This window comes from Agrobacterium sp. NPDC089420 (genome assembly GCF_044900305.1).
Classification (GTDB): domain Bacteria; phylum Pseudomonadota; class Alphaproteobacteria; order Rhizobiales; family Rhizobiaceae; genus Agrobacterium.
This window is the reverse complement of record NZ_JBJDMY010000002.1, coordinates 106,278-124,338: the sequence shown is the minus strand read 5'-3', so window position 1 is coordinate 124,338 and position 18,061 is coordinate 106,278. Positions and strand designations below refer to the sequence as shown.

16 protein-coding genes are annotated in these 18,061 nt (G+C 60.2%); 9 read left to right on the top strand and 7 right to left on the bottom strand.

Annotation, left to right across the window (positions count from 1 at the left end):
• Positions 1-152: 152 nt before the first annotated feature.
• Together ACI2KA_RS03125 and ACI2KA_RS03120 are read left to right on the top strand one after the other, a co-directional pair.
• Positions 153-1,223, top strand: a complete 1,071-nt coding sequence (locus ACI2KA_RS03125) for a YjgN family protein (protein WP_404499134.1) — start codon at positions 153-155, stop codon at positions 1,221-1,223.
• Entirely contained in the window at positions 1,213-2,301 is a 1,089-nt protein-coding gene (locus ACI2KA_RS03120; protein WP_404499133.1) for a M48 family metallopeptidase, read from the top strand. The genes ACI2KA_RS03125 and ACI2KA_RS03120 overlap by 11 nt, the downstream gene beginning before the upstream one ends.
• 51 nt (positions 2,302-2,352) lie before the next feature.
• Here the strand turns inward: ACI2KA_RS03120 and ACI2KA_RS03115 are convergent, their stop codons facing one another.
• Positions 2,353-3,402, bottom strand: a complete 1,050-nt coding sequence (locus tag ACI2KA_RS03115) for a Fe(3+) ABC transporter substrate-binding protein (protein WP_404499131.1) — start codon at positions 3,400-3,402, stop codon at positions 2,353-2,355.
• 173 nt (positions 3,403-3,575) lie between these two features.
• Here ACI2KA_RS03115 and rirA point away from each other — a divergent pair, with 173 nt between their 5' ends.
• The 7 genes from rirA to ACI2KA_RS03080 all read left to right on the top strand — a co-directional run bounded on the left by rirA (position 3,576) and on the right by ACI2KA_RS03080 (position 9,821).
• Positions 3,576-4,046, top strand: a complete 471-nt coding sequence (gene rirA, locus ACI2KA_RS03110; protein ID WP_404499129.1) for an iron-responsive transcriptional regulator RirA — start codon at positions 3,576-3,578, stop codon at positions 4,044-4,046.
• A gap of 168 nt (positions 4,047-4,214) precedes the next feature.
• A complete protein-coding gene (locus ACI2KA_RS03105; RefSeq protein WP_404499127.1) occupies positions 4,215-5,261 on the top strand; it encodes an AbrB family transcriptional regulator in 1,047 nt (348 codons plus the stop codon).
• Between the two features lie 130 nt (positions 5,262-5,391).
• A complete protein-coding gene (locus tag ACI2KA_RS03100; protein WP_404499125.1) occupies positions 5,392-6,303 on the top strand; it encodes an ABC transporter substrate-binding protein in 912 nt (303 codons plus the stop codon).
• 82 nt (positions 6,304-6,385) lie between these two features.
• The gene (locus tag ACI2KA_RS03095; RefSeq protein ID WP_404499123.1) at positions 6,386-7,552 is read left to right on the top strand and encodes an ABC transporter permease; all 1,167 of its coding nucleotides are present in this window, start codon (positions 6,386-6,388) and stop codon (positions 7,550-7,552) included.
• Complete coding sequence (locus ACI2KA_RS03090; protein ID WP_404499121.1) at positions 7,549-8,487, top strand: ABC transporter ATP-binding protein; 939 nt, start codon at positions 7,549-7,551, stop codon at positions 8,485-8,487. The genes ACI2KA_RS03095 and ACI2KA_RS03090 overlap by 4 nt, the downstream gene beginning before the upstream one ends.
• On the top strand, positions 8,484-9,224 hold the full coding sequence (locus ACI2KA_RS03085) for an ABC transporter permease (protein WP_404499119.1): 741 nt from the start codon (positions 8,484-8,486) through the stop codon (positions 9,222-9,224). The genes ACI2KA_RS03090 and ACI2KA_RS03085 overlap by 4 nt, the downstream gene beginning before the upstream one ends.
• Before the next feature lie 108 nt (positions 9,225-9,332).
• A complete protein-coding gene (locus ACI2KA_RS03080) occupies positions 9,333-9,821 on the top strand; it encodes a gluconokinase (RefSeq protein WP_404499714.1) in 489 nt (162 codons plus the stop codon).
• 54 nt (positions 9,822-9,875) lie between these two features.
• On the opposite strand, the gene ACI2KA_RS03075 is transcribed toward ACI2KA_RS03080, so the two are convergent.
• The 6 genes from ACI2KA_RS03075 to ACI2KA_RS03050 form a co-directional block, all read right to left on the bottom strand.
• Positions 9,876-11,177 carry an NAD(P)/FAD-dependent oxidoreductase gene (locus ACI2KA_RS03075; protein ID WP_404499117.1) on the bottom strand — a complete coding sequence of 434 codons (1,302 nt, stop codon included), beginning with the start codon at positions 11,175-11,177 and terminating at the stop codon, positions 9,876-9,878.
• A gap of 1 nt (position 11,178) precedes the next feature.
• Positions 11,179-12,540: a glutamine synthetase family protein gene (locus ACI2KA_RS03070; RefSeq protein WP_404499115.1), complete on the bottom strand. Its 1,362-nt coding sequence runs from the start codon at positions 12,538-12,540 to the stop codon at positions 11,179-11,181.
• A gap of 251 nt (positions 12,541-12,791) precedes the next feature.
• Positions 12,792-14,039: an NAD(P)/FAD-dependent oxidoreductase gene (locus ACI2KA_RS03065; RefSeq protein WP_404499113.1), complete on the bottom strand. Its 1,248-nt coding sequence runs from the start codon at positions 14,037-14,039 to the stop codon at positions 12,792-12,794.
• Positions 14,040-14,140: 101 nt separating this feature from the next.
• Complete coding sequence (locus ACI2KA_RS03060; protein WP_404499111.1) at positions 14,141-15,781, bottom strand: ABC transporter ATP-binding protein; 1,641 nt, start codon at positions 15,779-15,781, stop codon at positions 14,141-14,143.
• A gap of 5 nt (positions 15,782-15,786) precedes the next feature.
• Positions 15,787-16,932, bottom strand: coding sequence for an ABC transporter permease (locus ACI2KA_RS03055; protein WP_404499109.1), 1,146 nt, complete (start codon positions 16,930-16,932; stop codon positions 15,787-15,789).
• The gene (locus tag ACI2KA_RS03050; RefSeq protein ID WP_404499107.1) at positions 16,932-18,026 is read right to left on the bottom strand and encodes a microcin C ABC transporter permease YejB; all 1,095 of its coding nucleotides are present in this window, start codon (positions 18,024-18,026) and stop codon (positions 16,932-16,934) included. The genes ACI2KA_RS03055 and ACI2KA_RS03050 overlap by 1 nt, the downstream gene beginning before the upstream one ends.
• Between the last annotated feature and the right edge of the window lie 35 nt (positions 18,027-18,061).

The window sequence follows — 18,061 nt, the reverse complement described above, 5'->3', positions numbered from 1 at the left end:
AAAAAAATCATGTTTCTTCCGTCAAAATAATTCCACTTAAAGCTGTTATCGCGTAAGAGAGCCGTTGCGGCGTGGGGACGCCGCCAACTGACGATAACGGGGAAGCTTGCAACTCAATCTGCCCGGAGAGGGGCACGTCGTGAGGGACTATTATGAGTGATATCTCTGTCAGCGCGGATCAGCGCGCACTGGAACGCGGCTCGTTCGGTGGAAATGCCAAGGAATATTTCGGAATCTGGATCGTCAATATCCTGCTGACGATCGTCACGATCGGTATCTATTCCGCCTGGGCGAAAGTGCGCCGCAAGCGCTATTTCAACGGCAACACCGTGCTGGCAGGCCGCGCTTTCGGTTACCACGCCACCGGCGGGCAAATCTTCAAGGGCCGGTTGATCGCCTTTGCCTTCATCGTCGTCTCGCAGCTTGTCGGCCTCATCCATCCGTTCCTGGTCTTCTTGCCGGTAATCCTGCTTCTGCTCTTCTTTCCATGGCTGATCACCCGCAGCATCCGCTTTAATGCGCGGGTGACGAGCTATCGCAATGTCCGCTTCGATTTCGTCGGCACTGCGGGGGGCGCTTTCGTTTCCATTCTGCTCGGCAGTCTCGCCGCGCTCTTCTCCTTCGGCATTCTGGCCCCGCTCACCAGCCGCTGGGCTAACCGCTATATTTTCAGCAACCTGCGATATGGCGACCGGCCCTTCAGCGCCGACCCCAGGATTGGCGCGCTTTACCGGGTCTGGATCATTCCGGCGATCATGGTGGTGATCGGCGGTATCGTGGTCGGCTTTTTCGGCATTGCGGCCCTGGCGGTCAACAGCGCGGCGTTTGAAGATGAGACGGCAGCCATGGTCACGGCGCTGGCCTCCCTCTATTTCGGCCTCTTCGGCGCATTTCTGGTCTATGGCCTTGCCGGCGTTGTCTACCGCGCGGGCGTTCGCAATGTCGTCATTTCCTCCATGCTGCTTGACGGCAAGCACGACCTGCACAGCGACCTTAATCGCGGCCGCTATCTGTGGATCGTGATCTCCAATCTTATCGTCACCGTTTTCACGCTGGGCCTGATGCGGCCATGGGCGGCGGTGCGCGAGGCGCGTTACACCGTGGAACGCACGGCAATCCGCTTCAACGGCGATGTGGGCGAGGTTCTCTCCTCGATGGAGGCGACAGGCGCAGCGGCCAGCGCCGAATACATGGATATGGAAGGTTTCGAATTTGGTTTCTGATACCGGAGAAACCGTCTCGGGCGAGTGGCATGCCGCTCGCTCCAACCTTTCCAGCGCCGCCAGGCTGAAACTTGGCGGCACGGTTCTTCTCGTGCTCGACGCCAAGGACGATCACGTCAGAACCCAGGCCGAGATAAAAGCGGTGGAGATCAGCCACCGCGTCGGCACTATCCCGCGGGAGTTGCATTTTCCCGATGGTTCGCTGTTCGAAACCCGTGACAATGACGGCGTGGACCGCCTGCTCGGCGCACACATCACCAAACGCGCGGGCTTCGTGCATTGGCTGGAACAGTTCCGCCCGCGGCTGGTCGGCATCACCGCCGCGGCTGTTCTTATGGCCTACGGCACCTACAAGCTGGCGCTTCCGGCCCTCGTGGAGCTGGCGGTCGCCGTAACTCCGCCGATCGTTCCGCAGATCATGTCGGCCAGCACCATGCAGGCCTTCGACAAGGCGGTCTTCTCTCCAAGCGAGCTGCCGCAGGAAAAGCAGGATGCCATTCGCGCGGAATTTGCCCGGATCGCCGCCCATGCGGAGGGATCGCCCGAGGATTACAAGCTGAATTTCCGCAAGGGCGGATATATCGGCCCCAATGCCTTCGCGCTTCCGGACGGCACGCTGGTCTTGACCGACGAGCTGGTGGAACTGGCAGGCGACGACAGGCAGATGATCACCGGGGTTCTCGCCCATGAAATCGGCCATGTGGAACATGAACACAGCCTGCGGCAGCTTTACCGCGCGGCCGGGGTCGCCGGTCTCGTCATGCTGATTGCCGGCGATGTCGGTTCGGCCATGGAGGATATTCTTACCCAGGGCGGCGGCCTTCTGGCATTGTCGCATTCGCGCGATGCCGAGCGGCAGGCGGACCAGCGCTCCGTCGAACTGATGCGCGAGGCCGGGCTCGACCCCACCGCCATCGAGCGCTTCTTCGCGCTGCTGGAGGAAAAGCTGGGGGACAAGGGCGGCACCAGCATCATCTCCACCCATCCCGGAACGCCGGAGAGACGCAAGGCCATTCTCGATTACAATGCGTCGCTTGACAACAAGGCGTCACTCGACAACAGGCCGGCGGGTAACTGATCCGCCGTTCGCTCCGGCACCCGGCGACGTTTCAAGTCAGCGAAAACGGCGTCAATTGGCCGGGCCGTCGTTGAAACCCACCTCGTCCACCAGTTCGGATGCCTGTTTGCGATGGGCAGCAATATCCGTCAACGGCAGTTTGTCCGGATGAATGGGGCCGAAACCCTTCACGACATCGGACGGCTCCGCGCCCGGCAGCACCGGATATTCGAAGACCTGCTTGGCATAGATTTCCTGTGCTTCGCGCGAGGCCAGGAATTCCATCAGTTTTAATGCATTGTCCTTGTTCGGCGCGTATTTCGTGAGCGCCATGCCGGAAATATTGACATGCGTGCCGCGATCGCCGGCATTGGGGAAGATGACCCGTACAGACCCCGCCCATATTTTTTCGTCCGGCTCCTGATCATTGGTCAGCATCAGCCCGACATAATAGGTATTGCCGAGCGCGATATCGCATTCGCCGGAAAAGATCGATTTGGCCTGGCTGCGGTCGGTTCCATCGGGCTTACGGGCGAGATTGTTTTTCAGGCCGGTGAGCCATGTGCGGGTGTAATCGACACCATGATGGGCGATCATCGAGGCGATCAGCGCGATATTGTAGGAATGCTGGCCGTCGCGAATGCAGATCTTGCCCTTCCATTTTGGATCGGCAAGCTCCTCATAGGTGATGTCCTTCTGAGCCACGCGCTCCCTCGAGGCATATACCACCCGGCCGCGGGTCGTCAGGCCGAACCATTCGCCCTCAGGATCGCGCAGGTTGGCCGGGATGTCCTTTTCAATGACGGGATCGTTGAGAACGGGCTGCGTAACGCCGCCCTCCTTCGCTTCGACGAGACGAGCAATATCGACCGTCAGCAGCACATCGGCCGGCGAATTGACGCCCTCGGCCTGAATGCGCTCCACCAGCCCCTTGTCGAGGAAAAGAACATTCGCCTCGATACCTGTCTCCTTGGTGAAGGCGTCGAGCAGAGGCTGGATCAGCTCGGGCTGGCGGTAGGAATAGACATTCACCTCGCCTTCCGCAAAAGCTGCGGGCACGGCCGAGAGGATCGTCAGCCCTGAAAAAACGGCAGCGGAAAAATACGATTTCAAGCTTGCCATTATGAATGCCTCCATTACATTCCGATTCTTGACTTGTTTGTTCATGAATCATCAGGGCGGTCAACAAGGCTGTTCGAGAAATATCGGATGGATGCCAGTTTTTTCAGTTTCTGGAATTGTTCTAAACTGAAAAAGAGACTATATAACTCCACATTGAGAGTTAGGAGACCAGCATGCGTTTGACCAAACAGACCAACTATGCCGTTCGCATGTTGATGTACTGCGCCGCGAATGAAGGCAAGCTGAGCCGCATTCCGGAGATCGCCAAGGCCTATGGCGTGTCGGAGCTGTTCCTTTTCAAGATCCTGCAGCCGCTCAACAAGGCAGGCCTGGTAGAGACGGTGCGCGGCCGCAATGGCGGCGTGCGGCTGGGCAAGCCGGCGGAAAAGATCAGCCTGTTCGACGTGGTGAAGGTCACCGAAGACAGCTTCGCCATGGCGGAATGCTTTGAGGATGGCGCTGTCGAATGTCCGCTTGTGGACAGCTGCGGTCTGAACTCGGCGCTGCGCAAGGCACTCAATGCCTTCTTCGATGTGCTGACGGACTATTCGATCGACGATCTCGTCAAGGCACGCCCGCAGATCAACTTCCTGCTCGGCCTCGATACCGAAATGCCGAAGGCCATGGCGCTTCCCGCCGCCTGAGCATGCGAATGCCAAACGGCGACAGCCAGAGCCCGTGCCCGAAGGTCACGGGCTTTTCTTTTATAAAATACTCATGAAATACAATATTTTTCACCCTGGCGGTTGACGGGGTGAGACGAAGCGGCGCATTTGGTCACGAGCTTTTTCAAGCAACCAATCAGCGTCGCAATGATCATCAAGCCCGAACTCCGTACATTTGCCCTTACCGCCCTTGTCGGCAGCATGGGTGCACTGCTTGCCAGCCTGCTGCATGTTCCCGCCCCCTTTCTTTCGGGGCCGGCGCTCGCCGTGACGATCACCGGACTGGCGGGTGCAAAGCTCGGAATTCCCGCCTTCATCCGCAATGCCTGTTTCGTCGTCGTCGGCATTTCGATGGGAACGAGCGTAACGCCTTCGGTCATCGACGCGGCCAAGACATGGCCGCTGAGCTTCGCCGTCGTGCTCATCGCCGTCGTCATCATGCTCTATGTCGCCTACTGGATCCTGCATTACGGCTTCGGTTACGACCGGACAACGGCGATGCTGGGCGCTTCTCCCGGTCATCTCAGCTACATCATCAGCCTCGGCGCAGAAACGAAAAGCGACCTCGCAACCGTCAGCATCGTGCAAAGTGTGAGGGTGCTGGCGCTGACGCTTTCCGTGCCGCTGATCGTCGAATATTTCGATCTGGTCAGCACCGAACCGCTGGTCGCCAATCCGCCAATGGGCGTGTTGACATTGGCGCTGACCATCGCCGCGTCGCTTCTGACCGGATGGCTTTTCCTGCGCTGGCGATTTCCGGCTGCCCTGCTGCTCGGTGGTGTGACCATTTCCATCGGCACCCATATTACCGGTCTTACCGAGGGTGGTGTTCCCACCTGGCTCAGCCTGCCGGTCTATGTGCTGATCGGCTGCCTGATCGGCACGCGTTTTTCCAACGTGTCGCTGATGGATGTGCGCAAGGGCTTTCTGGCCGGGTTCGTCGTCACCGTCGCCGTCATGGTGATCGCCGGCAGCATTGCCTGGCTGATTTCCGGCATCACCGGCGTTCCGCTCAATGCCGTGATGATCGCCTATTCCCCCGGCGGCCTTGAGACCATGGCCGCCATGGCCGTGATGATGCATGCCGATACCGCCTATGTCGGTTCGCACCATGTCCTCAGGCTGCTCTTTTTGTCCGTGCTCATGCCGCTCGTCATGGGCAAGGATGCGCGCAAGCGGGATGACGAGACCTGACAGTGGCGCTCTGGACCTGAAATTACGGGCGGTGCTGCAACCTTTTTTCCTCCCGGCCGTTGATACTCGGCCGCAATTGCGGCGGCGATCTTTCACCTGTTCGGCAGGCTGACCCATCGGAGGAAAATTCATGAACCGCTTGATGACGTTGACGGGCGCAGGACTTGCGTTCGCCCTTTCTGTTTCCATCGCTCAGGCGCAGGTGGTGGTGTCGTCGAAGATCGATACGGAGGGCGGCGTCCTCGGCAACATCATCCTTGCCGTCCTCAGCAAAAACAACATCGAGACGACGGATCGCATCCAGCTTGGCGCTACCCCGGTTGTCAGAAAGGCGATCACCGCCGGCGAGATCGATATCTATCCGGAATATACCGGCAACGCCGCCTTCTTTTTCTCCAAGGCGGACGACCCGTTGTGGAAGGATGCCGCCAAGGGGTACGAAGAGGCGAAGACGCTGGACTACGATGCCAACAAGATCGTCTGGCTCACGCCATCGCCGGCCAACAACACCTGGGCGATTGCGCTGCGCGAGGATGTCGCCGACAAGAACAACCTGAAGACGCTGTCCGATTTCGGCAAATATGTCGCCGATGGCGGTGCCGTGGTTCTTGCGGCCTCTTCCGAATTCGTCAATTCCGCCGCCGCCCTGCCGGCATTTCAAACGACCTATGGTTTCACCATGAAACCGGAGCAGCTGATCACGCTGTCCGGCGGCGATACGGCCGCAACGATCGCCGCCGCCGCCAACCAGACCAACAATGCCAATGCCGCCATGGTCTATGGCACGGATGGCGGCATTGCGCCTTCGGGTCTTGTGGTGCTGGAGGACGACAAGCACGTGCAGCCGGTCTATCAGCCCGCACCGATCATTCGCGAAGAGGTTTTGAAAAAGCACCCCAATATCGAGGAATTGCTGAAACCCGTGTTCGAGAAGCTGGATCTGGCAACGCTGCAGGATCTGAACGCCCGCGTGCAGGTGGGCGGCGAACAGGCGAAGACAGTGGCGCTCGACTTCCTGACAAAGAACGGTTTCGTCAAGTAATCGCGCGCGACACTGGAGCGGGGTGCGGCAACCGGAGCGTTCTTCCGGTTCCGCCCTGACCCGGGGCACAGGGGAGCAGGATTTGACGAAATGGCCTGACAAGGTGGGCGTGCTGATTTCGGGCCTGCTGCTTTATGCGCTTTTTGTATCGCCGTTCATGACGTTTCGCGCCAACCGGATCGTCCAGGGCGAAGCACGGGCGATCTTCGACGCGCTTCCACCCGCTTGCGCAACATTCCTTGCCGCCATCATTCTCGTTGCGGCCTTCATCGCCTTCTTCCGCTTTCCCGCACGGCTGAAACTCGCAGCCGCGCTGGTCTGTCTTGCGGCGCTGGCGGTTTTTGTCGGGCAGGCGGCCACCTTCCTCACACCGGAGGGGAATGGTTTCGCCCGCGTCTCGCCGGCCAGCGGCTTCTGGCTGATATTTGCAGGGCTGGCCTTGCTTGCCACGGATTGTATTGCGCGTCTTGCGCCGACACCCGCCGTGCGGATTTTGCTGTTGCTGCTGGCCATTGCCGCCCTGGCGGCGGTTCTGACAAGCGGCCTGTGGAACGATCTCTCCATCCTCAAGGAATATAACGGCCGGGCAGACATATTCTGGACCGAAGCGCTGCGGCATGTGGAACTTGCCATCGGTTCGCTGATCGCGGCGACAGTTGCAGGTATTCCGCTGGGAATACTCTGTTACAAGGTCGAGCGGTTGCGCGCAGGTGTCTTGAACGGCCTCAACATCGTCCAGACCATTCCCTCCATCGCCCTTTTCGGCCTGCTGATCGCACCACTCGGGTGGATTGCCGCCACAGTGCCGGGCGCGGCCAAAATCGGCATTGCCGGCATCGGAATGGCACCCGCCTTCGTGGCGCTGTTTCTCTATTCGCTGTTGCCGGTGGTTTCCAATACGGTTGTGGGTCTCTCCGGCGTGTCTCAGGCGGTCCGGGAAGCGGCGCGCGGGCTTGGCATGACGCCGCTGCAAAGGCTGCTGCGGGTGGAGTTTCCGTTGGCCATGCCGGTCATTCTCACGGGCATCCGCATCGTGCTGGTGCAGAATATCGGGCTGGCGACAATTGCCGCCCTGATCGGCGGCGGCGGTTTCGGTGTTTTCGTGTTTCAGGGCATCGGGCAGACGGCGATGGACCTCGTGCTGCTCGGCACCGTGCCCACCGTTCTTCTCGGCTTTGCCGCCGCGATCACACTCGATGCCCTCATCGACAGCAACCTCTTCAGCGCAGGCGGAAAGCAAAAGGCATGATCGAGATCGACACCATCACGAAACGATATGGCGATACGACCGTGGTGGATCAGGTATCGCTGGCGGTAGCGCCGCGCACCGTCACCGTCATCGTCGGTACATCCGGGTCGGGGAAAACCACCCTGCTGCGCATGATCAACCGGCTGGTGGAGCCGACCTCAGGCACGATCCGGATCGACGGCGAGGATGTCAGCGCCATTCCGGGTTTCAAACTGCGCCGCCAGATCGGTTATGCCATTCAGGGCCACGGCCTGTTTCCGCATCGAAGCGTGGGGGAAAATATCGCGACCGTACCGCAGCTGATCGGCTGGGATCGCAAGCGCATCGCGGCAAAGATTGACGAACTCATGCACCTCTTCCAGCTCGATCCCGCGCTTTATGCGGACCGTTTTCCGCATGAGCTTTCAGGCGGCCAGCAGCAGCGTGTCGGCGTGGCGCGGGCGCTTGCCGCAGAGCCGAACATTCTCTTGATGGATGAACCCTTCGGCGCACTGGATCCGGTGATCCGCGCCAAGGCGCAGAACGATCTCCTCGATATCCAGAAGAAACTTGGGGTCACCATTGTCCTCGTCACGCATGATATGGACGAGGCTTTCCGTCTGGCAGACCGTATCGCCGTGATGGACAAGGGCCGAATCGTGCAGGACTGCCCCCCGGCCGAGCTGGTGCTGAAACCGGCAACCGATTTCGTCCGCACCATGATCGGCGAAAACGAACGCGCGCTGAAACTGCTTTCGGTTCTCTCCGTTGCGGATATCGTGGAGCCGGGAAGCGCCGAAGGGGAGCCGCTTGCCGAAGACACCAGTCAGCGCGATGCTCTGTCGGCCATGTTATGGGCGGGCTGCGACGTCTTGCCGGTGATAAAGGACAATGGCCAACCCGCCGGCCGGGTGCGGCGTGACGTTCTCCTCCAGCGCGCCGCCGGAACTCCATGAAAAACGTCTTTTCTTTCATCGCTCTCGGACTGCTGGTGGCGGCGCTGATCGTTTTTCTCGCGGTCCCGCAACTCTTTGCGCCGATATTCCGCCCTCTGGTGCAGAACAATGCTCCGGCGATTTACACGCAGGCCAATCTGTTTTCTCTTACACTCTCGCATCTGACAATCGTGGCGATTGCCACGGGGCTGGCGACATTGGTGGCAAGCGCGCTTGCGGTTCTCGTCACCCGGCCTTCCGGGGCGGATTTCCTGCCGCTGTCGCGCAGCATCGTCAATATCGGCCAGACCTTTCCGCCGGTGGCGGTGCTGGCGCTCGCCGTGCCGATGATCGGCTTCGGCGAGAAACCGACACTCATCGCACTGTTTCTCTATGCGCTGTTGCCGGTGTTCGAAAACACGTTGACCGGGCTGACCACCCTGCCCGCAGCAGTGATGGATGCCGCCAGAGGCAGCGGCATGACAGGCTGGCAGCGGCTGGTCAAAGTGGAGCTGCCGCTTGCCCTGCCGGCCATTCTCGCCGGTATACGGCTTTCGGCGGTCATCAGCCTTTCAACCGCCACCATCGGTTCCACGGTTGCCGCACGCACGCTCGGCGAGGTGATCATCGCCGGCCTGCAATCCAACAATCTCGCCTTCATCCTTCAGGGCGGACTGATCGTTGCCGCGCTGGCGGTGCTCATCCACACTGCCTTTTCCGCGCTGGAAAGCGCAGCCGCCCGCAAAACCGGGCACTGACACGGGCAAGCACCCCATTTTTATGTTCCCGACACTCGCCGCACATGCTAGGGCCTGACCGTCGAAACAGAAACATTCGAGGTTCGGGTGACACAGGCAATCGTCGTGATGGGAGTGAGCGGCTCTGGCAAGTCCACGGTCGCAGAGGAGCTGGCGGAAAAACTGGGCATTGCCTTCATAGAGGGCGACAAGCTGCACCCGAAATCCAATGTCGATAAAATGTCCGAGGGTATTCCCCTGACAGACGAAGATCGCTGGCCCTGGCTTGACCTGATCGGCGCGGAACTGCGCAAGGGCAGCGACAACAACGGTGTCGTCGTGTCCTGCTCGGCGCTGAAGAAAATCTATCGCGACCGGCTTCGCAAGGCCACCGGCGGCCCGCTTGCTTTTGTTTATCTGGATGGCAGCCTCGAGCTTCTCAGCCGGCGCATGGGTGAACGCAAGGGTCATTTCATGCCGCTCTCGCTGCTTCAGACCCAGCTGGCCACGCTGGAGGTGCCGACCGGCGAACCGGGCGTGGTAACCGTCAGCATCGACGCCACGCCGGAAGATATCTCCAAAAACGCACTTTCCGGTTTGAAAACGGTGACGTTCTAGCCCCTTGTCGCATTTCCGGACACGAGACCGTTTCGCACTTTTGCTGGAAATTCTCTAAAAGCCGAGCTTGTCCCGCATACCGTACCACCAGGCGCCAAGCACGGTCAGCGGTACGCGGAATGTCTTGCCGCCGGGGAACGGATAGTTCGGGAGCGAACTCCAGATATCGAAACGTTCGGCATGGCCGGCAACGGCCTCTCCCAGTATCTTGCCGAGAAGATGCGTGGTCGTGACGCCGTGGCCGCTGTCGCCATGCGAGAAATAGACATTGTCCGAAAGCCTGCCCATATGCGGGATGCGCGTCAGGGTCAGCGCGAAATTGCCGCTCCAGGCAAACTCGATCCTGGTCTTTTCCAGTTGCGGAAAGGTCTTCAGCATATTCGGCCGGATCACGCCGGTCAGGTCGGCGGGGTCGCTGCCGCCATAACCGATGCCACCGCCATAAAGCAGCCGGTTATCCGAGGTGCGGCGGTAATAATCGAGAATGTAATTGGCATCCTCGACGCAATAATCGGCGGGCAGAAGGTCGGCAATCAGATCGGGGTCGAGCGGCTCCGTCGCCATGACCTGGCTAGAGACCGGCATCATCCGGTCACCGATTTCCGGGAGCAGTTTGCCGAGATAGGCGTTGCCGCACACCAGAACATATTTCGCCTTCACGCTGCCCGCTGCCGTCCGCACGACGGGGCTTGCGCCCTGCTCTACCGAGATGACCCGTGAATTTTCAAAAATCCGCGCACCGAGACTTTCGGCCGCCGCCGCTTCGCCCTGCACCAGATTGAGCGGGTGGATATGGCCGCCGAAGCGGTCGATCATGCCGCCGGCATAACGGTCCGTCTTCACATACCGGCCGACATCGGCCTTGGAGACCATTTCGAGGCCGCCATGGCCATGTTTTTCCCAATGAGCCTTATGAGCCTCCATCTCGCGGATCTGTTTCGGCGTGAAGGCCGCGAAGAAGCCGCCATCGACGAGATCGCAGTCGATGGCATATTTGGCGATGCGCCCACGGATGATCGCGCCGCCCTCCAGCGACATTTCCCCGAGCTTTACCGCCTTGTCATGGCCGTAACGGCCGGCAATGGTTTCGAGGTCGCGGCTATAGCCGTTGACGATCTGGCCGCCATTGCGGCCCGAGGCGCCGAAGCCGACCCGCACGCCTTCCAGAACAATGACGGAATAGCCCCGTTCACTGAGTTCCAGCGCGGCGGAAATGCCGGTGAAACCGCCGCCGATGATGCAGACATCGGCTTCCAGCGCGCCCTCGAGCGTCGGCCGCACGGATTTGACATTGGCGGAGGCCGCATACCACGACGATGTGTGGCCCGGATTGGGAATAGTCGTTACCTCAGCCATTTCACACCGTCCTGATATAGGCGTCATATTCGACGTCGGTTACACGCAGGGAAAATTCGGAAAGCTCCTGCTGCTTGCAGGCGGAAAACAACGTGCGGTACTTCTGACCGAGCGTCGCATAAGCGAAGCTCGACCGCGTGAAGCGCTGCAACGCGTAGTCCCAGTTGGTGGGCAGCGGTTCGTGATTGATCGCGTGGCTGTCACCCGCGATCGCGCCGCCCGGCTGGCGCTTCTCCTTCATGCCGGCCAATGCGGCACTCAGGATCATCGCGACAACCAGATAGGGATTGGTATCGGCGCCGGCGACGCGATGTTCGATACGTGTCGCGGCCTTGCTGGCAACGATGACACGCACCGCCGCCGAGCGATTGTCGATGCCCCAGGAGGCGTAGGTCGGCGCATGTTCGCTGGGGGTCAGGCGGCGATAGGAATTGGCATGGGGCGCGAAGATCGCCATGCTTTCCCCCATGTTTTCCAGGAGGCCGCCGACCGAATGCATCAACGCATCCGAAGGGCCGTTTTCCCCGGCATAGATATTCCTGCCGTCCCTGTCGAGAACGGAAAAATGCACATGCATGCCGTTACCGGCCTGCAAACCGTAAGGCTTGGCCATGAAGGTGGCGTCGAGGTCATGCCGCCGCGCCACGCCCTTGACGATGCGTTTCAGGAAGACGGCGAAATCGGCGGCCTGCAACGCATCCGGCACATGGTTGAGATTGATCTCATATTGCCCCGGCCCGTTTTCGCGCAGCGTCGTATCGGCAAGCACGCCCTGTGCCCGGCAGGCCGTTGCGATATCGTGGAAGACATCCTCGAAATCCTGCAATTCGGAAATCGACAGAACCTGCGTCTGGCCGGTGTGCCAGCGTCCCTCGCGGCTATGGGGCGGACGCACCGGATCAAGCGCCGAGCGAACGGGGTCGATCAGGTAAAATTCAAGTTCGGTCGCCACGACCGGCGTGAGGCCAGCCTTTTTATAGGCGTTCAGAACCTGCGCGAGAACATGGCGCGGATCACCATAAAAACCGGTTCCATCCGGGTTTTTCATCGCCAGCAGAACCTGCGCCGTCGGACGGCCGAGCCACGTCACCCGCGACAGCGTGCCGGGAACGGGGAAACAAAAACCGTCCGGATCGCCCGTGCCTTCGGCAAGACCTGCGGCGTGCACATCCCGGCCCCAGATATCCAGCGCATAAACCGACCGGGGGATGGCCATTCCCTTTTCAAGCACGTCGATCGCGCGTTCGCGCGGGATCCATTTGCCGCGCGGAACGCCGTTCGCGTCTATGACAAAGGCTTCGAGAATTTCGATATCGGGGTTATCGGCGAAAAATTTCTTTGCGTTTTCAATATCATCCATCATGCACCAGCAGGCCGTTTCTCTTCTGTTTCGCGCGCAGAAGCGCTTCGCTAACGAAAATCATCCTGCTGCTGATAGATGAGAAACCTCGCCACCATGATGACGCCTGCCCCTTTTCCCCTCAGATCACTACATGATCTAAACTATATAGTTAGAGCGGGATTTCAGGCGAAAACCGCTCACATTTTTCGCCATTCCGCTAAGCATGGGACCATGTTACGTGGCCTGTCACAGGAAGGCCAGCGGATTTAGCTTCAGGGATTGAACCTTTCCGGACGATAGGCATCGATGGCGATAACAGGCGTTTCGCCCAGCATGGTTTCCGCCAGCACACGCCCGGTTATCGGCCCCAGCGTCAGGCCGTGATGGGCGTGGCCAAAGGCAAACCACAAGGTCCTGTGGCGCGGCGCCCTGCCGATGATCGGCATCATGTCCGGCGTGCAGGGGCGTGCGCCCATCCACGGCTCCGCATCCAGCCGGCCGCCAAGGGGAAAGACGGTACGCGCCACCCGCTCCGCCCGCTCGATCTGCACGGGGGATTTCGGCGCGTCACGTTCGGCAAATTCAGCGCCCGTCGTCAGGCGGATGCCCTTGCGCATCGGCGCCAGGAAATAACCGCGCTCGGCATCGATCAGCCAGTTGTTGAGCCTCGTCCCCTGCTGCGGCGCATAATGCATGTGGTAACCGCGCTTCACCCCAAGCGGAAAGCGGTAGCCAAGCCTTTCCGTCACGGTATCGGCCCATGGGCCAAGCGCCACGACGCCATGCTCGGCCTCAGCCGCGCCAATTTCCGTGCGTACCGTCCAGCCGCTCACCGTCTGGCTGAGAGTGGAGGCATCGCCCCGGACAAATGTCCCGCCGAGGCTTTCGAACAATTTAAGATAGGCGAGCGTCAATGCGTGCGGATCGAGCACCGACCAGGGATCGTTCCATTTCAGGCCGCCAACGAAATCACGGCTGAGATGCGGTTCGGCGGAGGCTAGCTCTTGCGCATCGAGTTTCGTGTGGGAAATGCCGTGGTCACGCGCCAGACGCTCGGCGAAGGCATAGTCGGAATCCCGCCTCGCCGCGGTCCTGTAAGCCTCCATCCAGCCGTTTTTCACGATCAGATCGCCGGCCTTCGCTTCATCGATCAAAATGCTGTGTTCGGAAACCGAATGCTCGATCAGCGGCGTATAGGCGCGGGCGATCGCCGCGTGCCGCGTGGCTGCGGAGTTATACCAGTAACGGCCGAGGAAAGGCGCGATCTTCGGCAGGGCGGAGAGGTGGTAACGGGCATCAATGCTGTTGTTCAGGGAATAACGCAGCAGCAGTGCCAGGTCCTGCGGAAAGGCGTAAGGCACGACGCCTTCTCTCTGGATCAGACCGGCATTGCCGAAGGAGGTTTCCTCGCCCGGCCCGCGCCGGTCGACCAGCACCACCGATTTTCCCCGTCGGGCCAGTTGCAGGGCGACCGAGACCCCGATGATGCCTGCTCCCAAAACGATCACATCCGCTGCCATCGCAATCAATCCGTTTCCGCGTCACGTGCCCCCGCAACATGGGTCGGCATTTTCCTCGAAGCAACAGAAAAATCATCGCCTTAACGGAAACAGCGATGCGCCTACTGGCTTACCGCTTTCGTTTCCACCGCTTCTATCTTGAAAGCGGCAGCCAGCAGCGCCCTGGTATAATCCTGCTGCGGGTCGGCGAAAATCTCCGCCGCCGGGCCGCTCTCCACCACCTTGCCGTGGCGCATGACAATCAGGTCATTGGCCAGCGCCTTCACCACCTTCAGATCATGACTGATGAAGAGATAAGCGAGTTCATGCTTTGCCTGGAGATCGCGCAGCAGATCGACCACCTGCGCCTGCACGCTCATGTCGAGCGCGGATGTCGGCTCGTCCAGCATGACGAAACGGGGTTTAAGCACCATGGCGCGGGCAATGGCGATGCGCTGGCGCTGGCCGCCGGAAAACTCATGCGGATACCGCCAGCGGGTGGCCGGATCGAGGCCAACCTCTTCCAGCGCTGTGGCAACCCGCGTATCGCGCTCGTCGGCCGACAGAGACCGCTCATGCACCTTCAGGCCCTCGGCGACGATTTCACCGACCGACATACGCGGGCTGAGCGAGCCATAGGGATCCTGAAACACCACCTGCAGCCGGTTCCTGAGCGGCTTCATCATTTCATAGGAATAGCGATCGATCGACTGACCGATGAAGCTGATGCGCCCCTCGGATGCGATCAGCCGCGAAAGCGCGAGACCAAGCGTCGTCTTGCCGGAGCCGGATTCGCCCACCACGCCCACCGTCTGCCCGGCGCGCAGGGTGATATCGATGCCGTCCACCGCCTTGACATGATCAACCACCCGGCGCATCAGCCCCGCCTTGATCGGGAACCAGACCTTGATGTCGTCGCCCTGCATGACCACCGGTTTGCTGGCATCGGAATGCGGCGGCTCGCCCTTCGGCTCGGCTGCCAGAAGATGGCGGGTATAGGCGTGCTGCGGATCGGTAAACACCTGCTCCACGGTGCCGGTCTCAACGATCCTGCCCTTGGTCATGACGCAGACGCGATCGGCGAATTTGCGGACGATACCGAGATCGTGAGTGATGAACAGCATCGACATGCCGTGCTTCGTTTTCAGATCACTCAGAAGCTCGAGAATCTGCGCCTGCACGGTCACGTCGAGCGCCGTGGTCGGTTCGTCGGCAATCAGCAGTTTCGGCCGGTTGGCAAGCGCCATGGCAATCATCACACGCTGCCGCTGGCCGCCGGACAATTCGTGCGGGTAGGCCTTCAGGCGCTTTTCCGGCTCGCGAATTCCCACTTGGCGTAGAAGCTCCAGCGTGCGTTCGCGCGCTTGCGCTCCGGTGATCGCCTGATGCAGCTCCAGTATCTCGCCGATCTGCCGCTCGATGGTGTGAAGCGGGTTGAGCGAGGTCATCGGCTCCTGGAAGATCATGGTGACGTCGTTGCCGCGGACCGCACGCAGGGAGCGTTCCGGCAAAGTCAGCATGTCCTTGCCGTCGAACAGGATTTTGCCCGACGGGTGGCTCGCCGCCGGATAGGGCAGCAATTTGAGAATGGAATTGGCCGTCACCGACTTGCCGGAACCGGATTCGCCAACAAGGGCAACGACTTCGCCCGGCATCAGGTCGAAGGACACGTGATCGACAGCGATGCTGGTCGCGCCGCCCTGATGGAAGGCGACGGAGAGGTCACGGACGGAGAGAAGCGGCTGGATGGTTGTTTCCGTCATGGCGATCACCGGAACGTCTTGCGTGGATCGAAGGCGTCGCGCACCGCTTCACCCACGAAGATTAAGAGCGAGAGCATGATGGACATGGTGAAGAAGGCCGTGAGGCCGAGCCAGGGGGCCTGAAGATTGTTCTTGCCCTGCGCGATCATCTCGCCCAGCGACGGCGACCCCGGCGGCATGCCGAAGCCGAGGAAATCGAGCGAGGTGAGCGTCGTGATCGAACCGGAGAGGATGAACGGCAGGAAGGTCAGCGTCGCCACCATGGCGTTGGGCAGAAGATGGCGGAACATGATCGTCCAGTTGCCGACGCCAAGCGCGCGGGCGGCACGGACATATTCGAAGTTTCTGGCGCGCAGGAATTCCGCACGCACGATGCCGACGAAACCGACCCATGAGAAGAGCAGCATGATGCCGAGCAGCACGAAGAAGCCGGGCGGCAGAATGGCCGCGATGATGAGCAGGATATAGAGCACCGGCATGGACGACCAGATTTCGATGAAACGCTGCAGAAGCAGGTCCGTCCAGCCGCCGAAATAACCCTGAACGGCACCGGCGGTGACGCCGACCAGGGCCGAGGCGATGGTCAGTGTCAGGCCGAACAGCACGGAGATGCGGAAACCATAGATCATCCGCGCCGTGACATCACGGGCCTGATTGTCGGTTCCGAGCCAGTTGAGATTGCCGAGCGTGCAGCCGGGATCGGCATTGCCCCCAGGGTAAGCGGAGCAGCGATCCTTCTCATCCATCAGCCAGAAGGGCGCGGTGGGCGCAGAATGCGGAATATTGGAATTGACCGTCTGGTAGGAGTAACGGATCGGCGGCCAGATCATCCAGCCATTGGCGTTGATCTCGTCCTGGATGAAGGAGGATTTATAATCGGTCTGGGCAAGGAAGCCCCCGAACTTCTCCTCAGGATAATCGACCATGACCGGCACCAGCAGTTCGCCCTTGTAGGAGGCGAGAATGGGTTTGTCATTGGCGATGAACTCCGCCATCAGGCTCAGGAAAAACAGGATCAGGAACAGCCAGAAGGACCAGTATCCGCGCCGGTTCGCCTTGAAATTCTGCCAGCGACGCTTGGTCGTCGGCGAAAACCACGGGCGCGTAGGCTTTACCAGCGTTTCGCTATCGGCGGTATGGGCGAGCGTCATCACACGTCCCTCCGCTCGAAATCGATCCGCGGATCGATCCATGTGTAGATCAGGTCGGAAATCAGGCCAACGACCAGGCCCATGAGCGAGAAGATGAAGAGCGTGCCGAACACGATCGGATAATCACGGTTGACGACCGAGAGATAACCGAGGCGGCCGAGACCATCCAGCGAGAAGATATTCTCGATCAGCAGCGAGCCGGTGAAAAAGGCCGAAATGAAGGCGCCCGGGAAACCGGCGATCACGATCAGCATCGCATTGCGGAAAACATGGCCATACAGAACCCTGCGTTCGGTGAGACCCTTGGCGCGGGCGGTGATGACATATTGCTTCTTGATCTCGTCGATGAAGGAATTCTTGGTGAGAAGCGTCGTCGTCGCGAAAGCCGAAAGCGACAGCGCGATCAGCGGCAGGGTCAGGTGCCAGAAATAGTCGATGATCTTCTGCCACCAGGTGAGCTGGTCGAAATTATCCGAAACCAGACCGCGCAGCGGGAACCAGTCGAAGAAGGATCCGCCGGCGAAAAGCACGATGAGCAGGATGCCGAAGAGGAAGCTCGGCACCGCATAACCGACGATGATGACGCCCGAGGTCCAGACATCGAAGGTGGAGCCGTCGGAGACGGCCTTCTTGATGCCGAGTGGGATCGAGATGATGTAGGAAATGATCAGGATCCAGAAGCCGAGCGACGCAGAGACCGGCAGCTTGTCGATGATGAGATCGATGACAGAGGAATTGCGGAAGAAGCTGTCGCCAAAGTCGAAGCGGATGTAATTCCACATCATTTCGAGAAAGCGGGTCAGCGGCGGCTTGTCGAAACCGAACTGTTTTTCGAGTTTTGCGATCAGTTCCGGATCGAGACCCTGAGCACCGCGATATTTCGAACCGCTTTCATCAAAACCGCCCGACTGGCCCATAAGGTCGCCACCGCCGGAAAGCCGGTCGGAAGCGCTGTCACCCTGCCCCGTAAGCTGCGCGACGACCTGCTCCACCGGGCCGCCCGGCGCGAACTGAATGACGAGAAACGAAATGCCCATGATGCCGATGATGGTCGGGATCATCAGCGCCAGACGTCTGAGGATATAGGCGCCCATCAGCCTTTGCTCCCGGGTGTCAGAACGCTTCCGCA